At 71.1% G+C, this 20,141-nt stretch carries 19 protein-coding genes and 1 tRNA gene; 8 read left to right on the top strand and 12 right to left on the bottom strand.

Annotation, left to right across the window (positions count from 1 at the left end):
- Window positions 1-216 precede the first annotated feature (216 nt).
- Genes JMJ56_RS03985 through JMJ56_RS03970 form a run of 4 tightly spaced genes read left to right on the top strand, consistent with a single transcriptional unit; the run spans window position 217 to window position 3,750 of the window.
- Window positions 217-501, top strand: a complete 285-nt coding sequence (locus JMJ56_RS03985; RefSeq protein ID WP_202830285.1) for a type II toxin-antitoxin system prevent-host-death family antitoxin — start codon at window positions 217-219, stop codon at window positions 499-501.
- Window positions 502-545: 44 nt separating this feature from the next.
- Window positions 546-2,360: an ABC-F family ATP-binding cassette domain-containing protein gene (locus JMJ56_RS03980; RefSeq protein ID WP_202830284.1), complete on the top strand. Its 1,815-nt coding sequence runs from the start codon at window positions 546-548 to the stop codon at window positions 2,358-2,360.
- A gap of 54 nt (window positions 2,361-2,414) precedes the next feature.
- Complete coding sequence (locus JMJ56_RS03975; protein WP_202830283.1) at window positions 2,415-2,999, top strand: hypothetical protein; 585 nt, start codon at window positions 2,415-2,417, stop codon at window positions 2,997-2,999.
- 7 nt (window positions 3,000-3,006) lie between these two features.
- Window positions 3,007-3,750 (top strand): endonuclease/exonuclease/phosphatase family protein, encoded by a 744-nt coding sequence (locus tag JMJ56_RS03970; RefSeq protein ID WP_202830282.1) that lies wholly within the window; start codon window positions 3,007-3,009, stop codon window positions 3,748-3,750.
- Here the strand turns inward: JMJ56_RS03970 and JMJ56_RS03965 are convergent.
- The gene (locus tag JMJ56_RS03965) at window positions 3,689-4,531 is read right to left on the bottom strand and encodes an alpha/beta fold hydrolase (RefSeq protein WP_202830281.1); all 843 of its coding nucleotides are present in this window, start codon (window positions 4,529-4,531) and stop codon (window positions 3,689-3,691) included. The two genes, JMJ56_RS03970 and JMJ56_RS03965, sit on opposite strands and share 62 nt — an antisense overlap.
- A gap of 132 nt (window positions 4,532-4,663) precedes the next feature.
- Here JMJ56_RS03965 and JMJ56_RS03960 point away from each other — a divergent pair, with 132 nt between their 5' ends.
- Both JMJ56_RS03960 and JMJ56_RS03955 read left to right on the top strand, forming a co-directional pair.
- A complete protein-coding gene (locus JMJ56_RS03960) occupies window positions 4,664-6,058 on the top strand; it encodes a dipeptidase (RefSeq protein WP_202830280.1) in 1,395 nt (464 codons plus the stop codon).
- A 59-nt stretch (window positions 6,059-6,117) separates the two neighbouring features.
- Window positions 6,118-6,255 (top strand): hypothetical protein, encoded by a 138-nt coding sequence (locus JMJ56_RS03955; RefSeq protein ID WP_202830279.1) that lies wholly within the window; start codon window positions 6,118-6,120, stop codon window positions 6,253-6,255.
- A gap of 7 nt (window positions 6,256-6,262) precedes the next feature.
- Here the strand turns inward: JMJ56_RS03955 and JMJ56_RS34765 are convergent, their stop codons facing one another.
- Together JMJ56_RS34765 and JMJ56_RS03945 are read right to left on the bottom strand one after the other, a co-directional pair.
- A complete protein-coding gene (locus JMJ56_RS34765) occupies window positions 6,263-7,216 on the bottom strand; it encodes a hypothetical protein (protein WP_202830278.1) in 954 nt (317 codons plus the stop codon).
- Window positions 7,217-7,415: 199 nt separating this feature from the next.
- Window positions 7,416-7,491, bottom strand: a tRNA-Glu gene (locus JMJ56_RS03945).
- 307 nt (window positions 7,492-7,798) lie between these two features.
- Between JMJ56_RS03945 and JMJ56_RS03940 the strand changes: the two genes are divergently transcribed.
- Window positions 7,799-8,413, top strand: coding sequence for a YcbK family protein (locus JMJ56_RS03940; protein WP_202830277.1), 615 nt, complete (start codon window positions 7,799-7,801; stop codon window positions 8,411-8,413).
- A gap of 18 nt (window positions 8,414-8,431) precedes the next feature.
- Here JMJ56_RS03940 and JMJ56_RS03935 read toward each other — a convergent pair whose 3' ends face one another.
- The 6 genes from JMJ56_RS03935 to JMJ56_RS03910 form a co-directional block, all read right to left on the bottom strand.
- A complete protein-coding gene (locus JMJ56_RS03935) occupies window positions 8,432-8,686 on the bottom strand; it encodes a hypothetical protein (protein ID WP_202830276.1) in 255 nt (84 codons plus the stop codon).
- A gap of 136 nt (window positions 8,687-8,822) precedes the next feature.
- Window positions 8,823-10,595, bottom strand: a complete 1,773-nt coding sequence (gene recJ / locus JMJ56_RS03930) for a single-stranded-DNA-specific exonuclease RecJ (protein WP_407927878.1) — start codon at window positions 10,593-10,595, stop codon at window positions 8,823-8,825.
- A 7-nt stretch (window positions 10,596-10,602) separates the two neighbouring features.
- Window positions 10,603-11,592, bottom strand: a complete 990-nt coding sequence (gene glpX / locus JMJ56_RS03925; RefSeq protein ID WP_202830274.1) for a class II fructose-bisphosphatase — start codon at window positions 11,590-11,592, stop codon at window positions 10,603-10,605.
- Window positions 11,593-11,691: 99 nt separating this feature from the next.
- A complete protein-coding gene (locus JMJ56_RS03920; protein WP_202830273.1) occupies window positions 11,692-12,975 on the bottom strand; it encodes a homoserine dehydrogenase in 1,284 nt (427 codons plus the stop codon).
- Window positions 12,972-14,189, bottom strand: a complete 1,218-nt coding sequence (locus JMJ56_RS03915; protein WP_202830272.1) for an LL-diaminopimelate aminotransferase — start codon at window positions 14,187-14,189, stop codon at window positions 12,972-12,974. Before JMJ56_RS03915 ends, JMJ56_RS03920 begins: the two co-directional genes overlap by 4 nt.
- A gap of 95 nt (window positions 14,190-14,284) precedes the next feature.
- Entirely contained in the window at window positions 14,285-14,797 is a 513-nt protein-coding gene (locus JMJ56_RS03910) for a hypothetical protein (protein WP_202830271.1), read from the bottom strand.
- 106 nt (window positions 14,798-14,903) lie between these two features.
- Here JMJ56_RS03910 and JMJ56_RS03905 point away from each other — a divergent pair, with 106 nt between their 5' ends.
- A complete protein-coding gene (locus tag JMJ56_RS03905; RefSeq protein ID WP_202830270.1) occupies window positions 14,904-16,718 on the top strand; it encodes a PHA/PHB synthase family protein in 1,815 nt (604 codons plus the stop codon).
- Here JMJ56_RS03905 and JMJ56_RS03900 read toward each other — a convergent pair.
- From JMJ56_RS03900 to JMJ56_RS03890, 3 genes are read right to left on the bottom strand one after another with little or no spacing between them, the layout of a single operon-like run.
- Window positions 16,691-17,737, bottom strand: coding sequence for an ABC transporter ATP-binding protein (locus tag JMJ56_RS03900; protein ID WP_202830269.1), 1,047 nt, complete (start codon window positions 17,735-17,737; stop codon window positions 16,691-16,693). The two genes, JMJ56_RS03905 and JMJ56_RS03900, sit on opposite strands and share 28 nt — an antisense overlap.
- The gene (locus tag JMJ56_RS03895) at window positions 17,734-18,702 is read right to left on the bottom strand and encodes an ABC transporter ATP-binding protein (RefSeq protein WP_202830268.1); all 969 of its coding nucleotides are present in this window, start codon (window positions 18,700-18,702) and stop codon (window positions 17,734-17,736) included. Before JMJ56_RS03895 ends, JMJ56_RS03900 begins: the two co-directional genes overlap by 4 nt.
- Window positions 18,699-20,132 (bottom strand): amidohydrolase family protein, encoded by a 1,434-nt coding sequence (locus JMJ56_RS03890; protein ID WP_202830267.1) that lies wholly within the window; start codon window positions 20,130-20,132, stop codon window positions 18,699-18,701. The genes JMJ56_RS03895 and JMJ56_RS03890 overlap by 4 nt, the downstream gene beginning before the upstream one ends.
- Between the last annotated feature and the right edge of the window lie 9 nt (window positions 20,133-20,141).

Below are 20,141 nucleotides of genomic sequence, written 5' to 3'. Positions count from 1 at the left end.
GCGGGCAGTTTAACAGTCTCTTGGAAAATTGATAAGACAGAGGCGCAACTACGGGTGAAATATTCAACCGAAAGCTAGCTTCTTCGAGAGATGTAACGATTTTTCGACAGCCTTGCGCCGCGCGTCTGCAAGCCGGGGCGGTCGATGATTCCCCTGGCTGCCCAGGCTCCGGCCCGTGCATCCTGCCGCCCCTTCCAACGAGGACCGTTCCACTCCATGGCCGGATGGCTCGATGACCGCGACCTGCCGATCGAGACCGGCTTCGAGGGCGACCCTGCGCCAGGGCTCGAGGGCCTGCCGCGCATGGACCTCACCCCGGTCGAGGACCAGCTTCCAAGCCTCGTTGACCAGGCCGTGCGCGGTCCCGTGGTGCTGACCCGCAACGGCGCGGAGGCCTTCGTCCTGCTGCCGCTCGACATCTACCGCCGGCTCTGGGCCGCCGCCCCCCGTCCGCCGGTGATCGAGGCCGAACCGGCGCCCGGCAAGCGCCGCCGCCGCTGATCCGCGCTTGACGCAGCGGCCGGCGAGGCGCCAACAGCCCGACCATGGCACCGCCCCTTCTGCTGCTCCAGGACATCCACTACGCGATGGGCACGACGCCCCTGCTCGCCGGCGCGACCCTCTCGGTCGAGCCGGGCGAGCGGCTGGCCCTCGTCGGCCGCAACGGCTCCGGCAAGTCGACGCTGCTGCGCATCGCCACCGGCGCGCTGGAGCCGGAGCGCGGCACCCGCTTCTTGCAGCCCGGCGCCACCCTCCGCAGCCTGCCGCAGGAGCCGGATTTCGGCGACGCGCCGAGCGCGCTGGCCTATGTCGAAACCGGCCTCGGGCCGAATGACGACCCCTACCGCGCCCGCTGGCTGCTGAACGAGCTTGGCCTCACCGGCGAGGAAGTCCCCGCCCGCCTCTCCGGCGGCGAGGCCCGCCGCTGCGCCCTCGCCCGGGCGCTGGCCCCCTCGCCCGACATCCTGCTGCTCGACGAGCCGACCAACCATCTCGACCTGCCCGTCATCGCCTGGCTGGAGAAGGAGCTGGGCAGCTTCCGAGGCGCCCTGGTGCTGATCAGCCACGACCGCCGCTTCCTGACCGCCCTTTCCCGCGCCATGGTCTGGCTTGACCGCGGCACGACGCGCCGGCTGGAGCAGGGCTTCGGCGCCTTCGAGGCCTGGCGTGACCAGGTGCTGGAGGAGGAGGAGGCCGCCCGCCACAAGCTCGACCGCCAGATCGTGCGCGAGGAGCACTGGATGCGCTACGGCGTCACCGCCCGGCGCAAGCGCAACATGCGCCGCGTCGGCGAGCTGGCCGACCTCCGCCAGCGTCGCCGCGAGGCGCTGCGCGCGACCGGCACCGTCCGCATGGCCGCCAGCGAGGCCGATGGCTCCGGCACCCTCGTCATCCAGCTCGATCAGGTCAGCAAGGCCTATGACGAGGCCACACCCGTGGTGCGCGACCTCTCGACCCGCGTGCTGCGCCGCGACCGCATCGGCATCATCGGCCCGAACGGCGCCGGCAAGACCACGCTGCTCAACCTGATGACCGGCACCCTCGCCCCAAACTCCGGCACCGTCCGCCTCGGCACCGGCATCGAGATGGTGACGCTCGACCAGCGCCGCGACAGCCTCGACCCCGCCATCAGCCTCGCCGAGGCGCTGACCGGCGACAAGTCGGACATCGTCCATGTCGGCGGCACGGCCCGCCACGTCGTCGGCTACATGAAGGACTTCCTCTTCGTCCCCGATCAGGCCCGCACGGCGGTGGGCGTGCTCTCGGGCGGGGAGCGGGGGCGGCTGATGCTGGCCCGCGCCTTCGCCCGCCCCTCCAACCTCCTTGTGCTCGACGAGCCGACCAACGACCTCGACCTCGAGACGCTCGACCTGCTGGAGGAGCTGCTGGCCGATTACGGCGGCACGGTCCTCGTCGTCAGCCATGACCGCGACTTCCTCGACCGCGTCTGCACCAGCGTGATCGTGGCCGAAGGCGAAGGCCGCTGGCAGGAATATGCCGGCGGCTATTCCGACATGCTCGCCCAGCGCGGCCGCGGCGTGGAAGCCAAGGCCGCCGCCCCCGCCGCGAAGCCCCCGCCTCGCCTCGCAAGCCCCGCCGGTCCACCCCCCGCATCGCGCCGCAAGCTGAGCTTCCGGCAGCAGCACGCGCTCGAGACGCTGCCTGCGCGGATGGACGTGCTGCAGGGCGAGATCGCCACCCTCCGCACCGCGCTCGCCGCCCCCGACCTCTACAGCCGAGACCGCGCCCGCTTCGACCGCTTCAACGCCGCCCTCGTGGCCAAGGAGGCCGACCTCGCTGCCGCCGAGGAGGAGTGGCTGGAATTAGAACTCCTGCGCGAGGAGATCGAGGCTGGCTGAACCGCGCCTACGCCTCCGCCGTTGCAAGCGGGAACGGAGCAGGAGGCAGGCGGCGTGGCGTTGTTGACGAGGGAGGACTGGCACCGCCACTCCTGGTTCGCCTGGGCCTGCCTGCTCGCCCTGGCCGCCACCGCCGCCTGGTTCTGGTGGATCGACCGCCGCTCCGCCGCCATCGGCACCTTGGCGGCGCTCGGCGGCTGCCTCGGCGTCATCCTGCCGCCGCGCGAGCGCATGGCGGTGCTGCCCGCCCCGGTGCGCGCCCTGCCCCGCAGCCTCGATGCGGCGCCGGTGCTGGCGACGCTCCTCGTCAGCCCCGGCTTCGGCCTCAACTGGTTCTACGGGGCCAACCCCTATGACGAGGTGGTGCACCTGCTGAATGGCGTCCTGGCCGGCGCGGTCTTCGTCGCCCTCCGCGAGTGGCGGGGCCCGCGCGAGGGCGCCTGGCGGCTGGTCGGCGAGACGGTGCTCTTCGGACTCGTCCTCGGCTCGGCCTGGGAAGTCTTCGAGGCCCTGACACGCCTCAGCGGAGACTGGACCGATACCTGGACCGATGTGGTGCTGACCACCGCCGGCGCCGGCCTTGCCGCCGCCATCTCCCGCATCGGCCTCCCCAGCCGCCGTTCGAGCCCGGCCGAATAGCCACCGGATGCTCGTCGCCACCTACAACGTCCATCGCGGCCGCGACGCCGCCGGCCTCCGCGACAGCCGCACGCGTATCCAGGCCGTCATCGCCGAGATCGCCCCGGACCTGATCGCCCTGCAGGAGGCGCAGAACTACCTCCGCCGCGGCGCGCCGATGCTGGATCTCGGCCTGCTCGCCCGGACCCTCGACCTGCACCCGCTGCCCATCGCCGAGCGCCCCGGCCATCCCGGCTGGCGCAGCAACGTCGTCCTCGCCCGCCCGCACGTCCGGCTGCGCGGCGCGCCCGTCGCCCTTCGCCTGGGCGGCCTCGAGCCGCGTGGCGCGGTCATGGCTGAGCTGGAGGCCGGCTGGGGCCCCTTCCGCTTGGTCGCCACCCATCTGAGCCTCGGCGCCGAGCGCCGCCGCCTCCAGGCCCGCGCCCTGCTGGAGGCGATCGCCGCCGGGCCGGAGATGCCGACGCTGCTGATGGGCGACCTCAACGAATGGCACCCCGGCCATTCCGTCCTCGGCGTCCTCGCCCCGCTCTTCGGCACGCCGCCGCGGGCGCCGACCTTCCCCGCCTTCCACCCGGTCGGCTCGCTCGACCGCATCATGGCCCACCCGCCCGGCCTGGTCGCGGCGGTTGAGGTGCATGACACGCCCCTCGCCCGCCGCGCCTCGGATCACCTGCCGCTGAAGGCGGTGCTCAACCGAGTTGCCACCGCCCCCGCTCCACCGTCGAGAAGAAGCTCGCCAGTGCCGCATTGAAGGCCGCCGGCTCCTCGAGGTTGATGGCATGGCCGGTGCGCGGGCACATCCAGAGCCCGGCATTCGGCAGCACCTGCTTGAGGAAGATGTTGGTCTCGATGCAAGGCCAGTCCTCGTCGCCGACGACGAGCAGCGTCGGCACCTCCATCCGGCGCAGCTCCGCCTCCCAGTCGAAGATCGAGTCCCGCTCGCCTTGGTAGTGCTTCATGGTGAGCCCGGTCCCGCGCCCGGAATGCTCCGCCAACCGTGCCATGTAGGCCGCCCAGCCGCGCGGATCCTTCTTCTTCAGCTGAATGCGGGTCGGCGCGTGTCCCGTCTCCTCCGCCATCCCGCCGCGCCAGCCCTGAGCGATCAGCCTGTCGCCACGCGCCGCGCATTGCGCCCGGAACTCCGCCTGCTCCGCTCGCGGCGAGCCGGAACCCGCCCCCGCCGGCACCAGCGACAGGGCCATCTCCGGATGGCGGATGCCGAAGAGCAGCGTGGCGAACCCACCCATCGACAGCCCGACGATATGGGCCTTGCCGATGCCGAGATGGCGCAGCACGGCCACCGCATCGGCAACGGCGTGGTCTTGCCCGTAGAGCTTCGGGTCCTCGGGCACGTCGGAAGGGGGATAGCCCCGTGCGGAATAGGCGATGCAGCGGTATTCGCGGGAGAAGAACCGCATCTGTTCCTCCCATTCCCGATGATCCGCACCGAATTCATGGATGAAGAGTATGGGCAGGCCGCTACCGGCCTCCTCGTACCACAAGCGCGCGCCATCGGCTTCCGCATAGGGCATTGGACGTCTCCTCGTTTCCTGGGGCGATCCTGCACCCGCCTCCCACCCCCTCGACAAGCCCTCGCATGGGGAACAGGGTCGCCGGACCCCGCCTGGACCTGGCCGCACGCCCGCCGCTGAAGGACCCCGCCGATGAGCGATGCCGTCATCCGCCACCTCGAAAGCCAGTACGAGGCCATCCTGGAGCGGCTGAAGGCGCTGCTCCGCCTCCCCTCCGTCAGCACCGACCCGGCCTGTTCCGAGGGCATGGCGGCGGCACGCGACTTCCTCATGGACCGCCTCCGCGCCCTTGGCCTTCAGGACGTGCAACTGCTCGACGGGGGCGGCCAGCCTGCCATCTACGCCGCCTGGCAGGGGGCGCCCGGCCGCCCGACCATCCTGCTCTACGGCCATTACGACGTGCAGCCGGCGGACCCGCTGGAGCTCTGGCATTCGCCGCCCTTCGAGCCGACGATCCGCGACGGCCGCCTGTATGCCCGCGGCGCCTCTGACGTGAAGGGGTCCACCCTCGTCGCCGTCGAGACCGTCGGCGCCTTCCTCGCGGTCGAGGGCGGCTGCCCGGTGAACGTGAAGGTCTTCCTCGAAGGCGAGGAGGAGGTCGGCAGCCCCTCCCTCCCCGCCATCATCGAGACCTACCGCGACCTGCTGGCGGCGGACGCCATGCTCTCCGCCGATGGCGGCCGCGCGAGCACCACCTCCCCTAGCGTCAGCGTCGGCTGCCGCGGCATCGCCGCCCTGCAATTCAGCCTCCGCACTGCAGCGAAGGATGCCCATTCCGGGCGCGTCGGCGGCGCCGTCCGCAATGCGCTGCACGAGATGGCGAAGCTCATCGCCTCGCTGCATGACGAGCAGGGCCGCATCCTGGTCGAGGGTTTCCTCGATGGCGCCATGGAGGTGACGCAGGACATCCGCGCCGAAAGCGCCGCCCTGCCCTTCGACGAGGCGGATTGGTACGCCGCGCTCGGCGCCGCCCCCTATGGCGACCCGGACTACACGCTGCGCGAGCGCATCACCGTCCGCCCGACCATCGAGGTGAACGGGATGTGGGGCGGCTACACCGGCGCCGGCGGCAAGACCGTCCTGCCCTGCGAGGCGCATGCGAAGCTGACCATGCGCCTCGTCCCCGGCCAGGACCCCGCCGCCGCCCAGGCCGCGCTCCGCCGCCATCTGGAGGCGCACTGCCCACCCGGCGTGGCGCCTGACTTCCAGTACCAGCCGGGCGGCACCCGCGCCTTCACCCTCGGCCCGCACCACCCGCTGCTGCTCGCGGCCGAGCGCGTCACCGAATGGGTGCACGGCCAGCGCCCCGTCCGCACCCGCGCCGGCGGCACCGTGCCCATCACCACCCTGTTCCAGGAGAGCCTCGGCATCGACAGCCTGATGTTCGGCCTCGCCATGCCGGACGAGGATGCACACGCCCCGAACGAGTTCTTCCGCCTGTCCTCCCTGGCGGAAGGGCTGCGCTCCTGGCCGATGCTGCTGAGCGAGCTCGGCACCCTCGCGCCCGGGGATTTCCCGAAGCGCTGACGGCGGAACTTCGGCCCGCGGCGCCGGTTGGCCCTGCTCAACCGAGGGAGCAACCAGCCATGGCCGACGACACGCCCAAACCCGCCACGGCGACCGAGCAGCCGGCCCCGCCCAAGGGCACCGAGGAAAAGAAGGTCGATACCGGCGCCCAGGAAGCGGCCGCGAAGGAGCGCGAGAAGAGCGGCGGCTACCAGTAGCCCCTGCTCAGCCGCGCCCCGACCGCTGCGAGGCCGCCCGTTGCGCCGGCCTCGCCGGCGGCCGGGCCCGGGCCGGCCGTTCCATCCGCACCGGCCGTGACAGCGGCCGCTGCGCCGCCGGCGGTGGCATCACGGGTGCAACCACCGCCACCGGCGTCACTGCTGCCGGGGACGGCGCCATGGGCATGGAAGGCAACGCGGCCGCCACCGGGGCCGGCCCCGACTGCACCGGCGTCACGACTCCGGCCGTGGCGGCACTTCGCGCCACCGGCTCCGGCCGATGCCCCGAGCCGAGCCACAGCCCTGCCAGCACCGCCACCGCCGCGACCCCGGCGCCGCCTGCCATAAGCCAGGGCTTCCGCGCGCGCGGCGCTGGAGGCTGCACGGGCATGGCAAGGTCTTCCGGCTCCGCGGCCGGTGGCTGCACCGCCGCGACCCGCCGCAGCGGCACGACATTGCCACCGTGGGACGCCTGCGTCGGCATCCGCGGCGCGGCGCCGCGATTCGCCGCACCGACCCAGTTGTCCGCCCAAGCCCGGTCGACCGGGACAATCAGCCGCGCGACCGTCGAGATCCATGCGCTCCCCCCGGAGACGCTGAGCGGCGGCACCTGATCGAAGGCGCGGGCGATGCCGGCCATGTCGGGAACCTCGTCGCTCCCGAGGCAGCCATGCAGCACCGGCAGGTAGCCGCCGAAGATGGCACCGAACCGCGCCTCCTCCAGCCTCGCCCGGAGCACCTGCTCGGCACCCTCGGTCTTTTCGCCGAAATCGAGCAGCGCGACGCCGAGGCCCGGATGCAGCAGCACCAGGTCCACCCGGACCGGCCGGCCCGGATCGCCGCCGATGTCACAATGGCGCCCGCAGATCCAGCCTTCCGGCAAGCGCTCCACGCTGCCGCCGAAGGCGTGCGAATAGCGCTCAGGGACTCTCTGGCCCCTGATGGACAGTTCCGCCGACATCCGAACTTCCCCCAACATCCCCTTGGGATTGATCGCGCTTTTCGCGCCGCATGGGCAAACAGAATGGCGGTGGATCACTCAAAAAAGCGCGAGGAGGAAGTAACCGAGCATTCGCCGCAGAAGTTTTTCAACTCGAAGTTGAACGAGTCCACCTTGGGAGCGTCCTGCTTCGACATGCATGGGAAGTCCCGCCTTGGCGTGGCGTCCCCAACGGGATTCGAACCCGTGTTACCAACGTGAAAGGCTGGTGTCCTAGGCCTCTAGACGATGGGGACTGGCCTGTGCCGGACCCTGTCGGGACCGTGGGCGGCTCAACTACACCGCCCGGCCGGCAACGTCCAGCCTTGCCCTTGCTCACGGCCTCTGTACCGGCGCCCGGGCGCCGACGCGGCTCGAATCCCGCGAGTACCAGCCCCTTCCTGGCGCAAACCCCGCGCCCAAACCCCCGCCAGCACCCTGGGCGCGTCATCTCTCAGCGGTTCTAACGTCCAAGTTGGACTCCCGATCGCGCTTGCGGGAGTACGGACGCGTTCGCGCGAGCAAGGGTTCCGCCGCCGCTGGCACACGGCTAGGCAGGCTGCCATGCATCGTCGGTCCCTGCTTCTCGGCGCCCTCGCGCCCGCCGCCCTCTCGACGCCTGCCCTCGCCACCCAGCGCACGGCACCCGCCCTGCGACGGTTGACCCTGCGCCACGCCACCACCGGCGCCCGATTCAACGGCGCCTATCATGACGGCCGTACCGTCGATCCAAGGGCGCTCGCCGACATCTCCGCCGTCCTCGCCGACAGCCGGAGCGGCACCGTTCACGCCTTCGACCCGACCGCCATCGACATCCTCTGGGAGGCCGGGCAGCGTGCCCGCTGGCGCGGCGAGTTCCTCGTCGTTTCGGGCTTCCGCACGCCGGAGACGAATGCGCTGGTCTGCGGCGCCGGCAATAGCCAGCACCTCACCGCGCGTGCCCTCGATGTCTGCCTGCCGGCGGCGCAACTCCCCGGCTTCGCCAACGCCGCGCTGGAGATGCGGCGTGGCGGGGTCGGCGTGTACAACAGCCGGAGCTTCGTCCACCTCGACAGCGGCCCGGTCCGGCGGTGGGGCGATGTCCCCGGCGGCGCCTCCGGCAGCAGCGCCCCGCGTCCAGCCCCCGAGGATCCCATCGCCCGAATCGCCGAAGCCTGGGCCGCGGCTCGCCGGAACTAAGGCGTCACGCGGCCCCCGTTAGCGGTAGTACGGCCGGGGCGGCGGGGCGTAGCGCGGCCGCGGCGGCGGGTAAGCCCGGTAATGGCGGCGCGGCGGCGGCGCATAACGCCGGTGACGGTAATAGCGCGGCGGCGGCGCATAGTGGCGGCGATACTGCACCGGCATCACCAGCGAGCCCTGGGCCGCCGATAACCCCGGCCCCGCCGGCGCCGCCAAGGCAGCCCCCGACAGCATCCCCATGCCCAGCATCGCGGCGAGCAGCAAACGGCGCATGCCCATCTCCTTCCGGTTGTCGTCCGGGCAACGCTCCACCCCGGCGAAGGCTGCTTCACGGCATTCCCGCCGCAATCCCGTGGCAAGCCGTGACGGAGCGTGACAGGCCTTCACGATTCCGCAGATGAGGAGTGCGTCAGCCCGCCTGAACCGGTGCCGCATCCACCACGTGCAAGCAGGCGCTCACCGTGTCGTTCCAACGCTCGGCCCTGATCTGGCCGCAAAGATGCAGCGACCCTGCCTGCCGCGCCAGCAGCGCCTCGGCCAGCGGCCCCTCCTTGGCGCGGAAGCAGATGGCCTTCAGCCGCCCGCCCGCCTCACCCTCGATGAAGGCGCGGATGGTGTTCCCCTCCTTCCCCACCCGATCCGCGCGCACCACCCGCGCCCGCGGCAGGACGAAGACCGGCTCCTCATTCCCCGCCCCGAAGGGCGCCAGCCGCTCCACTTGGCAGGCGAGGTCGGTCGTCGCCGCCGGCACGGCGACGCTCCCCTCGACGACGAGGTCGGCCGCCCCCGGCAGCCCCTTCGCCATCGCCAGCCGCTCGCCGAGGAAGGCATGAAAAGCCTCCCGCCGCTCCGCGAGAAAGCTGAACCCGGCCGCCATCGCATGGCCGCCGCCAGTTTCCAGCAGCCCCGCCTGCCGTGCCGCGATCACCACCGCGCCGAGATCGACCCCGGGCACCGACCGCCCCGAGCCCTTGGCCACCCCGCCGGCCAGCCCGGCGACGCAGGCCGGCCTGTTGAACTTCTCCTTCACCCGCCCCGCCACGATCCCGACGACGCCCGGATGCCAGCCATCGCCGCAGACCAGCAGCACGGGGTGCCCAGCCGCATGCTGCGCCTCGGCCGCGGCGAAGGCGGCGCCGAGGACCTCGGCCTCCACCTCCTGCCGCCGCCGGTTGACGGAATCCAGCCGCTCCGCCATCGCCCGCGCCTCGACCGGGTCGTCGCAAAGCAGCAGCCGCATCCCGAGATCGGGCTCGTCCACCCGTCCAGCGGCATTGATCCGCGGCCCCAGCACGAAGCCGAGCGAATGCGCCGTCGGCAAGTCCCGCACCAGCCCGACATCGAGCAGCGCGGCGACGCCCGCACGCCCGCGCCGCGCCATCACCTTTAGCCCCTGGGCGACCAGGGCTCGATTGACGCCGGTGAGCGGCATCACGTCGCAGACCGTCGCCAGCGCCACCAGGTCGAGCAATTCAATCGCCGAAGGCTCCTGCGCCTGCGCGAAATGCCCCATCCGCCGCAGCGTCCGGTGCAGCGCCACGACGGCCAGGAAGGCGACGGCCGCCGCGCACAGGTTCCGCAACCCCGAAGTGCAATCGAGCCGGTTGGGATTGACCGCCGCCGTGACGCGCGGCACCGCGCCCTCCGACTTGTGGTGGTCGAGCACCACCACATCCGCCCGCCCCTCGGCCGCCGCCAGCGCCTCATGCGCCGCGATGCCGCAATCGACGCAGACGATCAGCGTCGCCCCCCGCTCGCAGAGCGTCCGGATCGCCGCCGGATTGGGCCCGTAGCCCTCCTTCAGCCGGTCCGGCACGTAATGGCTGACCGTGCAGCCGAGCCGCCGCAGCGCCCTGACCATCAGCGCGCCGGAACATGCCCCATCGACGTCGTAATCGCCGAAGACGGCCACCGTCTCGCCGCTGCGCACAGCCTGGGCCAGGCGCTCCGCCGCCGCATCCATGTCGATCAGCCGCGAGGGGTCGGGCAGCATCGACCGCAGCGTCGGCTCGAGGAAGTCGCCGACGCCCTCCAGCGGCACGCCCCGCGCCGCCAGCAGCCGCCCGACCAGCTCCGGCAGCCCGGAGCGCTGGGCGATGGCGAGGCCAAGCCGCTCCTCCGCCTCGCGCCACACCCAGCGCCGCCCGGTCAGGCTGCGGCCGATGCCCAGAACAGGCTCCATCATCATCTCAGCCGAAGAAGGGCAGCGGCTTCCGCTCGTAATTGTGGTGCCCCTCCACATACCGCACCGTGCCCGACTTGCTGCGCATCACCATGGAATGGGTGATGGCGCCATGCGCCGTCCGCCGCACGCCGCGCAGCATCGGGCCGGTGGTGACGCCGGTCGCGGCGAACATCACCTCGCCCTGCGCCATCTCCTCGACGCTGTACTTCCGCTGCGGGTCGGTGACGCCCATGCCCCGCGCCCGCTCCACCTGCTCGTCATTCTCGAAAAGCAGCCGCCCCTGCAACTGCCCGCCGATGCAGCGCAGCGCCGCCGCCGCCAGAACACCCTCCGGCGCGCCGCCCGAGCCGATATAGATGTCGATGCCCGTCTCCGGCTGGCTGACCGCGATGACGCCCGACACGTCGCCGTCGCCGAGCAGGGTGATGCGTGCGCCGACTGCCCGGCAGGCCTTGATCATCGCCTTGTGCCGGTCGCGGTCCAGCGTGCAGACCATGAGGTCGCCCACCTCGCATTTCTTGGCGCGGGCCAGCGCGCGAAGGTTCTCCTCGACCGTGGCATCGAGATCGACCAGCCCCTCTGGGAAGCCCGGCCCGATGGCGATCTTGTCCATGTAGATGTCGGGCGCATGGAGGAAGCCGCCCTTCTCGGCCAGCGCCAGCGTGGCGATGGCGTTCGGCCCGCCCTTGGCGGTGATCGAGGTGCCCTCCAGCGGATCGACGGCGATATCCACCTCCGGCCCGCCGAGCCCGATCTTCTCGCCGATGTAGAGCATTGGCGCCTCGTCCATCTCGCCCTCGCCGATCACCACGGTGCCGGTGATGGCGACGGTGTCGAAGGCCCGCCGCATCGCATCCACCGCCGCACCATCGGCGGAGTTCTTGTCCCCGCGCCCGATCCATTGGGAGGCGGCGATGGCGCCCGCTTCCGTCACCCGCACCAGCTCCAGCGCCAGGTTGCGGTCGACGACCTTGCCGAGTGTGGCCGCAGACATGATCTTCTCCCTCAGAACTTGATCGCCGAAGGCTGGAACAGCCGGAGGCGCGAATCACGCGATAAAACAAGAAGCCCGACCATGGTCATGGTCCGGCGGTCACAGTGCCTCGATGCGGATGAGCGCCGGCTTCTCCAGCACCGCATCCAGCGCGGCGATGCGGTCGAGGGCGGCGCGCATCGCCGCCTCCTCGCAATCATGCGTGGTGAGCACGACGGGCACCGCCTCGCCGGGCGCCCGCCCGCGCTGCAGCATCGATTCCAGGCTGATCGCCCCGTCGCGCAGGATGCCGGTCACATCCGCGATGACGCCGGGCCGGTCGAGCACCATCAGCCGCAGGTAATAGGCCCCGCGATGCCGCTCCATCGGCACCGCCGGCGCCACGTCGAGCGCCCCGCCCCAGACCGGCGTGTGCCGCCCGCGCGCGATGTCGATGAGGTCGGCGACCACGGCGCTCGCCGTCGGCCCCGCCCCCGCCCCCCGTCCCTCGAGCATGACCCGTCCGACGAAATCTCCCTCGGCGACGACGGCATTGAACACGCCGTCGACCCGCGCGATGGGTGCGGCCACCGGCACCATGCAGGGATGCACCCGCGCCGAGATCCCCGCCTCGTCGCGCCCCGCGATGCCGAGCAGCTTGATCCGGTAGCCGAGCTCCCCGGCGAAGGCGATATCCATCGCCGTGATCTCGCGGATGCCCTCGACATGCACCGCGTCGAAATCGACCGGCCGCCCGAAGGCGAGCGCCGCGAGGATCGCCAGCTTGTGCGCCGCATCCACTCCGTCGATGTCGAAGGAGGGGTCCGCCTCCGCATAGCCGAGCGCCTGCGCCTCGGCCAGCACATCCCCGAATTCCCGGCCCTGCTCGCGCATGGTGGTGAGGATGTAGTTGCAGGTGCCGTTGAGGATGCCGGCGACGCGCATCAGCCTGTTGGCCGCCAGCCCCTCGCGCAGCCCCTTGATCGCCGGGATGCCGCCGGCGACCGCTGCCTCGAAGGCCAGCGGCACGCCCCGCCCTTCCGCCATCTCGGCAATCGCCGCGCCATGCACCGCGAGCAGCGCCTTGTTGGCGGTGACGACCGGCTTGCCCGCTGCGATGGCCGCCTCCACCAGGGCGCGGGCCGGCCCGCCGCTTCCGCCGATCAACTCGACAACGACGTCGACGCCCGGATCGGCCGCCAGCGCCACCGGGTCGTCATGCCAGCGCAGGCCGTCGAGCGTCACACCCCGGTCCCGCCCCCGCGTCCGCGCCGAGACCGCGCCGACCGTGACCGGCCGCCCCGCCCGCGCCGCGACGATGTCGCCATTCTGCGCGAGCAGCTTCAGAACGCCGGCCCCGACAGTGCCGAGCCCCGCAACGCCGATGGAAAGCGGCTTGCTCATGCCGAGACCTGCTCCTTCTCCGCCGCCACCGGCCCGAGATTGTCACCCTGGAGGAAGCTGCGGATGCCCCGCAGCGCCTGGCGGATGCGCTGGTTGTTCTCGACCAGGGCGATGCGCACATGCCCGTCGCCATGCTCGCCGAAGCCGAGGCCCGGCGCGACCGCAACCTTGGCTCGCGCCAGCAGCAGCTTGCTGAACTCGACGCTACCGAGGTGGCGGAATTTCTCCGGGATCGGCGCCCAAAGGAACATCGAGCCCTCCGGCGAGGGCGTCTCCCACCCCGCCTGGCGCAGCCCCTTCACCAGCAGGTCACGCCGCTCGCGGTAGAGCCGCCGCATCTCGGCGACGGTATCCTGCGGCCCGTTCAGCGCCGCCGTCGCCGCGATCTGGATCGGCGCGAAGGCCCCGTAATCCAAGTAGGACTTCACCCGCGTCAGCGCCTCGATCAGCCGCTCGTTGCCGGCGGCGAAGCCCATGCGCCAGCCGGGCATGTTGTAGGTCTTGGAGAGCGAGGTGAACTCCACCGTCACCTCCTTCGCCCCCGGCACCTCGAGCACGGAAGGCGGCGTCTCGCCGAAATAGAGCTCGGCATAGGCGAGGTCGGAGAGGATGAAGAGCTCGTGCCGCCGGCACAGCGCCACGAGGTCGCGGTAGAACTCGATGCTCGCCAGATGCGCCGTCGGATTGGACGGGAAGTTGACGATCACGGCAGTCGGCTTCGGCACCGAGTGCCGCACCGCGCGGTCGATCGCCGCCAGCATCTCGTCATCCGGCGTGCAGGGCAGGCTGCGGACGGAAGCGCCGGCGATGATGAAGCCGAATTGGTGGATCGGATAGGAGGGGTTCGGCACCAGGATCGTATCGCCCGGCGAGGAGATGGCCTGCGCCAGGTTGGCCAGCCCCTCCTTGCTGCCGAGCGTCGCCACCACCTCCCGCTCCGGGTCGAGGATGACGCCGAAGCGGCGCTTGTAGTAGCCCGCCAGGGCCTTCCGCAGCCCGGGGATGCCCTTCGACATGGAATAGCGATGCGTTCGCGGGTCCTGCACCGCCTCGACCAGCTTGGCGACTATATGCGGCGGCGTCGGGCTGTCCGGATTGCCCATGCCGAGGTCCACGATGTCCTCCGCGGCTGCTCGGGCCCGGGCCTTGGCGGCATTCACTTCCGCGAAGACATAGGGCGGCAGGCGGCGGATTCGGTGGAATTCCTCGGTCATCGACTTGGGTCCGATCGGGGTTGGCCGGGCCTTGCAGCCGCCCGGTCTGCCCCTATAGCCGTTTGCGCCGGCGCCCGCGAGGCTCCCGGCGAGGATCAAAGCCGCGGCGGCGGAGGTGGCGCGCCAAGCAGGTCGGGCGGCGGCGGCGCCGGGGCCAGGTCCGGCATGGCGGGCGGCGCCGCCGGCTCGTCCAGCACCGCGGGCGCGGCCCGGCCACGGCGCGGCGCCCCCTCGCTCCAGGGCACGGAGGGCGCCCCGGCCAGCGAGGCCCTCGGCGGCGGCGCGGCCGGAATCGCCGGATCGCCTTGCGAGGCAGCGCGGAACCGCGCCGGCTCGCCCCGCGGCGCCAACACGTCGCGCGACCGCTCCCGGTCGACGGCCAGCGCGGCGGAGACGGCATCCCGCACCTCGGGCGGCGGCCGCTCCGGCCGCGGCGGCACGCTGGCGAGGTTCGGGCGCGGCCTGTCCATCCCCGGCGGCGGCGGCCGCCCGGCATCCGCCTCGCCCGAGATCCTGCGATAGATCTCGACCGGGTTGACGTCCTTCGGCACGGAGCATCCGCCGAGCATCAGGACCAGCAGCACCCCCGCCCGCACGCTCCGCATCATCCGGCCTCCATCCAGCGGAAGCACTAGCCCGGAACCGGTTGACAGGGAAGCAACCCTGCGCCAGCAGCGGGGTTGGATGGCATAGCCCCAAGGGCTAGGATGCGCCATGGCCGACGAAAAAATCACCGAAACCAACCAGTTCCGGATGCCGGACCCGGCGCTGGTCACCCGTACCATGTCCGAGGTCGCCGAGCGCGGCCAGCGGATCGTCGCCGACTTCCTCAAGCGCCAGCAGGATGGCGGCGGCCCCGTGCCGGACCCGCTGAACATCGGCGGCGCCTTCCTCGAGATGACCACGCGGCTGATGGCCAACCCGGCCAGCCTCGTCCAGGCCCAGCTCGGCTTCTGGCAGGACTACCTGACCCTCTGGCAGAACACCGCCCGCCGCATGCTGGGCGAGGCCGCCGCCCCCGTCATCGCCGAGGACCCGAAGGACCGCCGCTTCAAGGACGAGGCCTGGCGCGAGAACGAGGTCTTCGACTTCATCAAGCAGAGCTACCTCCTCAGCGCCCGCTACTTCCAGACGGTCGTCGGCAGCGTCGAGGGGCTCGACCAGAAAGCCGCGCAGAAGGTCGACTTCTACACGCGGCAATTCGTCGATGCGATGAGCCCGTCGAATTTCCTCCTCACCAACCCGGAGGTACTGCGCAAGACCGCCGAGACCGGCGGCGAGAACCTGTTGAAGGGCCTTTCCCACCTGCTGGCCGACCTCGAACGCGGCAAGGGCAAACTCCGCATCCGCATGACGGATGACAGCAAGTTCCGCGTCGGCGAGAACATCGCCGTCACGCCCGGCAAGGTCGTCTACCAGAACGACCTGATGCAGCTCATCCAGTACGCCCCGACGACCGAGACGGTGCTGCGGCGCCCCCTCGTCATCTTCCCGCCCTGGATCAACAAATTCTACATCCTCGACCTGCGGCCGAAGAACTCCTTCGTCAAATGGGCGACGGACCAGGGCCACACCGTCTTCGTCGTCTCCTGGGTGAACCCGGACGAGCAGCTCGCCGAGAAGGGCTTCGACGACTACATGCGCGATGGTGTCTACGCCGCGCTCGACGCCATCGAGCAGGCCACCGGCGAGCGCCAGGTCAACGCCATCGGCTACTGCCTCGGCGGCACGTTGCTGGCGACGACGCTCGCCCACATGGCGGCCAAGCGCGACACGCGGGTCAAGACCGCCACCTATTTCGTCACCATGACCGACTTCGAGGAAGCCGGCGAACTCTCCGTCTTCATCGACGAGGAACAGCTCCGCGGCCTCGAGGAGAAGATGCAGCAGCGCGGTTATCTCGAAGGCCGCGAGATGGCGACGACCTTCAACATGCTCCGCGCCAACGACCTCATCTGGTCCTTCGTCGTCAACAACTACCTGCTCGGTCAGGAGCCCTTCCCCTTCGACCTGCTCTACTGGAACGACGATTCCACCCGCATGCCGGCGAAGATGCACAGCTTCTACCTCCGCCGCATGTACCAGGCGAACGACCTGGCGAAGCCCGGCGGCATCGAGCTGCTGGGCGTCAAGATCGACCTCCGCAAGATCAGGACGCCGAGCTACATGATCTCGACGCGCGAGGACCACATCGCGCCGTGGAAATCCACCTACCGCGCGACCCAGCTCTACACCGGCCCGATCCGCTTCGTCCTCGCTGCCTCGGGCCATATCGCCGGCATCGTCAACCCGCCCGGCAGCGGCAAGTACAGCCACTGGGTGAATGAAAGCCTGCCGCCCGACCCGGAGCAATGGTTCGAGACCGCGACCGAGCTCGCCGGCTCCTGGTGGCCGGACTGGCACCGCTGGATCACCGCGCAGGACAAGGGCGCCAAGGAGCAGGTGCCCGCGCGCATCCCCGGCAACGGCGCCCTGCCGGCACTCGAGGATGCGCCCGGCAGCTACGTCAAGGTGCTCGGCGCCGACTGACCAAAGAGGGCGAGGCGCCGCGCCGCAACCGGCGACAACCCGCCCTCCGCCACCTGCTCCACCGGCGGCAGCTCGGCCGCGAAGTGGCAGGCGCTGTGATGCCCTGGCGCCACCTCCACCGCCGGCGGCTCCACCTCCCGGCAGACCGCCTGCGCCAGCGGGCAACGCGTATGGAAGCGGCAGCCCGGCGGCGGGTTGAGTGGGCTCGGCACATCGCCGCCCAGCGGCGTCACCATCCCCCTCCGCCGCGGGTCGGGGCGGGGGATGGCCGCCAGCAACGCCCGCGTATAGGGATGCCGCGGGTCGGCGAAGAGCCGTCGCGTCTCCGCCACCTCCACGATGCGGCCGAGATACATGACGGCCACCCGGTCCGCCATGTGCTTCACCACCGCCAGGTCATGCGCGATGAAGAGATAGGCGAGGCCGAACCGCGCCTGCAGATCCTTCAGCAGGTTCACCACCTGCGCCTGAATCGACACGTCGAGTGCCGAGACCGGCTCGTCGCAGATGATCAGCTCCGGCTGCACCGCCAGCGCTCGCGCGATGCCGATGCGCTGCCGCTGCCCGCCGCTGAACTCATGCGGAAACCGCCCTGCCTGCCATTCGGCGAGGCCGACCAGCCCAAGCAGTTCCCGCACGCGCGCCGCCCGCGCCGCCTTGTCGCCGACGCCATGGACGATCAGCGGCTCCTCGATCGCATCCCCCACCGAGAGCCGCGGATTGAGGCTGGCGAAAGGGTCCTGGAAGATGATCTGCGCCCGCCGCCGCATCCGCCGCAGCGCCCCGCCCGACAGCCCGTTGATGTCGACTCCGTCGATCCGCGCCCGCCCGGCGCTCGGCTCGATCAGCCGCAGCGCCAGCCGCGCGGTCGTGGACTTGCCGCACCCGCTCTCCCCCACCAACGCCAGGGTCTCGCCGCGCCGCAGGCTGAAGGACACGCCGTCCACCGCCCGCACCACGCCGCCCTTGACCGGCCAGTGCCGCGCGATGCCCTCCAGTTCCAGCAGCGGCACCGTCATGCCGCCAGCTCCACCGGCGCGCGGATGCAGGCGACCCCATGCCCCGCACCGATGCCGCGCAACGCCGGCACCTCCTCCCGGCAGGCCGCCACGGCAAAGGGGCAGCGCGGCGCGAAGCGGCAGCCCGGCGGCAGGGCGAAGGGCGGCGGCACGCTGCCCTCGATGGCAAGCAGCCTTGCCCTGTCCTCATCCAGCCGTGGCACGGAGCCGAGCAGCCCGATCGTGTAGGGGTGCTGCGGATCCTCGAACACCGCCGCCACCGGCGCCCGCTCCACCACGCGCCCGGCATACATCACCGCCACCTCATCGGCCATCTCCGCCACCACGCCGAGATCATGGGTGATGAGGATGATGGACATCCCCGTCTCCGCCTGCAGCGCCCGCAGCAGGTCGAGGATCTGCGCCTGCACCGTCACGTCGAGCGCCGTCGTCGGCTCGTCGGCGATCAGCACCCGCGGGTTGCAGGCCAGCGCCATGGCGATCATCACCCGCTGCCGCATCCCGCCCGAGAGCTGGTGCGGATATTCCTCGAAGCGTCGCTCCGGCGACGGAATCCGCACGCGCCTGAGCGCCTCGATGGCCCGCCCCCGCAGGTCCCGCGCCCCCGGCTCATGCGCCCGCATCGCCTCCACGATCTGCGCGCCGATGCTGTGCACCGGGTTGAGCGAGGTCATCGGCTCCTGGAAGATCATCGCCACCTGCCCGCCCCGCACCCGCCGCATCTCCCCGGGCGGGAGCGTCAACAGATCGCGCCCCTCCAGCACCACCCGCCCCTCGGCGACGCGCCCCGGCCGCGGCACAAGTCCCATCACCGAGAGGGACAGCACCGACTTGCCGCAACCGCTCTCGCCGACGATGCCGAGCGTCCGTCCGCGCGGCACCTCCAGATCGACGCCATCGACGGCCGCGAAAGTGCCGAAGCGCGTCCGCAGCCCCTCGATGCGCAGCAGCGGCTCTCCGCTCACGTCCAGAGGAAGCTCGGCGGCGAGATCTTCTCCACCGGCCTGTGCGCCCAGTCGCGCTCCGGCACCTCCGCCTCGCAGCGCTTCTGCGCCTCGTGCAGCTCGGCGGCGGCGGCCGGATAGTCCATCGTCAGCACCTCGCCGTCGCGCACCACCTGCCGCCCGTCGACATAGACCGCGCGCAGCGCCCGGTCGCCCGCCGCATAGATCAGGCTCCGCACCGGGTCACGCGCCGGCCGCATCTGCGGATGGGTGACGTCCACCAGCACGAAATCCGCCCGGCACCCCGCCGCCAGGCGCCCGATATCCTCGCGCCCCAGCGCCTTCGCCCCGCCGACGGTCGCCGCCTCGAACAGCTCGGTCGTCGAGATGCTCCGCGGGTCCGTCGCCTGCGTCCGCGCCAGATAGGCCGCGAGCCGCATCTCATCGAGCATGTTGTGCGGATAGGTATCTGTCCCGAGCCCCATGTTGACGCCCGAGCGCTTGTACCGCCCGAGATGCTTCAGCGTGATCCCCCGCCGCGCGAACACCGTCGGGCAATGCGCGACGGTCGTCCCCGTCTCGGCGAGAATCTCGAGGTCCCGCCGCGTATGCCAGGGCGTCGACGGATGATCGTCGAGGAAGATTCCATGCCCGATGATCGCCCGCTCATCCAGCAATCCCTGCTCATGTAGCCAGCCGATCGGCGTGAAGCCATGCCGCCGCGTGATCTCATGGAACTCCGAGACCGACTGCGCCGCATGGATCTGCCAGGAGATGCCGCGCCGCCTCGCCTCGTCATGGCTGTCGCGCAGCAGCTCCGGCGTGCAGGTGTCGATCTGCGCCGGCACCGCCATGCCGAAGAGCCGCCCGCTCTCGTGCTGCTCGGCGCGCTCGACCAAGGTGAAGGCCTCCGCCATCGCCTTCTCGCCGGCGGCGGCGTCCCACTCGTACTCCACCACATGCCCGTTCTTGGTGAACCACCGCGCCGAGCGGAACATCGGCGCGATGCAGACCCGCATGCCGCTCTCCGCCAGCAGGTCGAGCCAGCCTGGATGCGCCATCGACAGATCGGCAACCGTGGTGACGCCCGAGAGCAGCAGCTCCGACAGCGCCACCTTCACGCAGCTATGCACCGCTCCCGGATCGGGCCGGAAGATCGGCAGGTACTCGTAGAGCGAGGAATTGTAGAGCCCCGGCGTCCCCACCTCGTCGGTGAAGCCCTTGTTCATCGGCTCGGAGGATGGGTGCGAGTGGATGTTGACGAGCCCCGGCATCACCATCATGCCGGAGCCGCTGATGGTCTCATGCACCGGCCCAGCATAGTCGCGGCCGACGAAGAGCAGCTTGCCGTCCTCATAGGCGACGTCACCATTCGGCATGTAGACATGCTGCTTGCGGGCCTCGTCCCAGGCCAGGACGATATCCGCATTGCGGATGAGCGTGACGGACATGGTTTCTCT

The sequence above is a fragment of the Belnapia arida genome, from assembly GCF_016773205.1.
GTDB lineage: Bacteria > Pseudomonadota > Alphaproteobacteria > Acetobacterales > Acetobacteraceae > Belnapia > Belnapia arida.
Note: the sequence above shows the minus strand (reverse complement) of the source record. Positions and strands in the feature narration are given on the sequence as shown.

Bases quoted from the DNA above. Each gene is read 5' to 3' on its own strand.
- JMJ56_RS03985 (WP_202830285.1), top strand. From the start codon at position 217: ATGGCCGGATGGCTCGATGACCGCGACCTGCCGATCGAGACCGGCTTC.
- JMJ56_RS03980 (WP_202830284.1), top strand. From the start codon at position 546: ATGGCACCGCCCCTTCTGCTGCTCCAGGACATCCACTACGCGATGGGC.
- JMJ56_RS03970 (WP_202830282.1), top strand. From the start codon at position 3,007: ATGCTCGTCGCCACCTACAACGTCCATCGCGGCCGCGACGCCGCCGGC.
- JMJ56_RS03965 (WP_202830281.1), bottom strand. From the start codon at position 4,531: ATGCCCTATGCGGAAGCCGATGGCGCGCGCTTGTGGTACGAGGAGGCC.
- JMJ56_RS03960 (WP_202830280.1), top strand. From the start codon at position 4,664: ATGAGCGATGCCGTCATCCGCCACCTCGAAAGCCAGTACGAGGCCATC.
- JMJ56_RS03955 (WP_202830279.1), top strand. From the start codon at position 6,118: ATGGCCGACGACACGCCCAAACCCGCCACGGCGACCGAGCAGCCGGCC.
- JMJ56_RS34765 (WP_202830278.1), bottom strand. From the start codon at position 7,216: ATGTCGGCGGAACTGTCCATCAGGGGCCAGAGAGTCCCTGAGCGCTAT.
- JMJ56_RS03940 (WP_202830277.1), top strand. From the start codon at position 7,799: ATGCATCGTCGGTCCCTGCTTCTCGGCGCCCTCGCGCCCGCCGCCCTC.
- JMJ56_RS03935 (WP_202830276.1), bottom strand. From the start codon at position 8,686: ATGCGCCGTTTGCTGCTCGCCGCGATGCTGGGCATGGGGATGCTGTCG.
- recJ (WP_407927878.1), bottom strand. From the start codon at position 10,595: ATGGAGCCTGTTCTGGGCATCGGCCGCAGCCTGACCGGGCGGCGCTGG.
- glpX (WP_202830274.1), bottom strand. From the start codon at position 11,592: ATGTCTGCGGCCACACTCGGCAAGGTCGTCGACCGCAACCTGGCGCTG.
- JMJ56_RS03920 (WP_202830273.1), bottom strand. From the start codon at position 12,975: ATGAGCAAGCCGCTTTCCATCGGCGTTGCGGGGCTCGGCACTGTCGGG.
- JMJ56_RS03915 (WP_202830272.1), bottom strand. From the start codon at position 14,189: ATGACCGAGGAATTCCACCGAATCCGCCGCCTGCCGCCCTATGTCTTC.
- JMJ56_RS03910 (WP_202830271.1), bottom strand. From the start codon at position 14,797: ATGATGCGGAGCGTGCGGGCGGGGGTGCTGCTGGTCCTGATGCTCGGC.
- JMJ56_RS03905 (WP_202830270.1), top strand. From the start codon at position 14,904: ATGGCCGACGAAAAAATCACCGAAACCAACCAGTTCCGGATGCCGGAC.
- JMJ56_RS03900 (WP_202830269.1), bottom strand. From the start codon at position 17,737: ATGACGGTGCCGCTGCTGGAACTGGAGGGCATCGCGCGGCACTGGCCG.
- JMJ56_RS03890 (WP_202830267.1), bottom strand. From the start codon at position 20,132: ATGTCCGTCACGCTCATCCGCAATGCGGATATCGTCCTGGCCTGGGAC.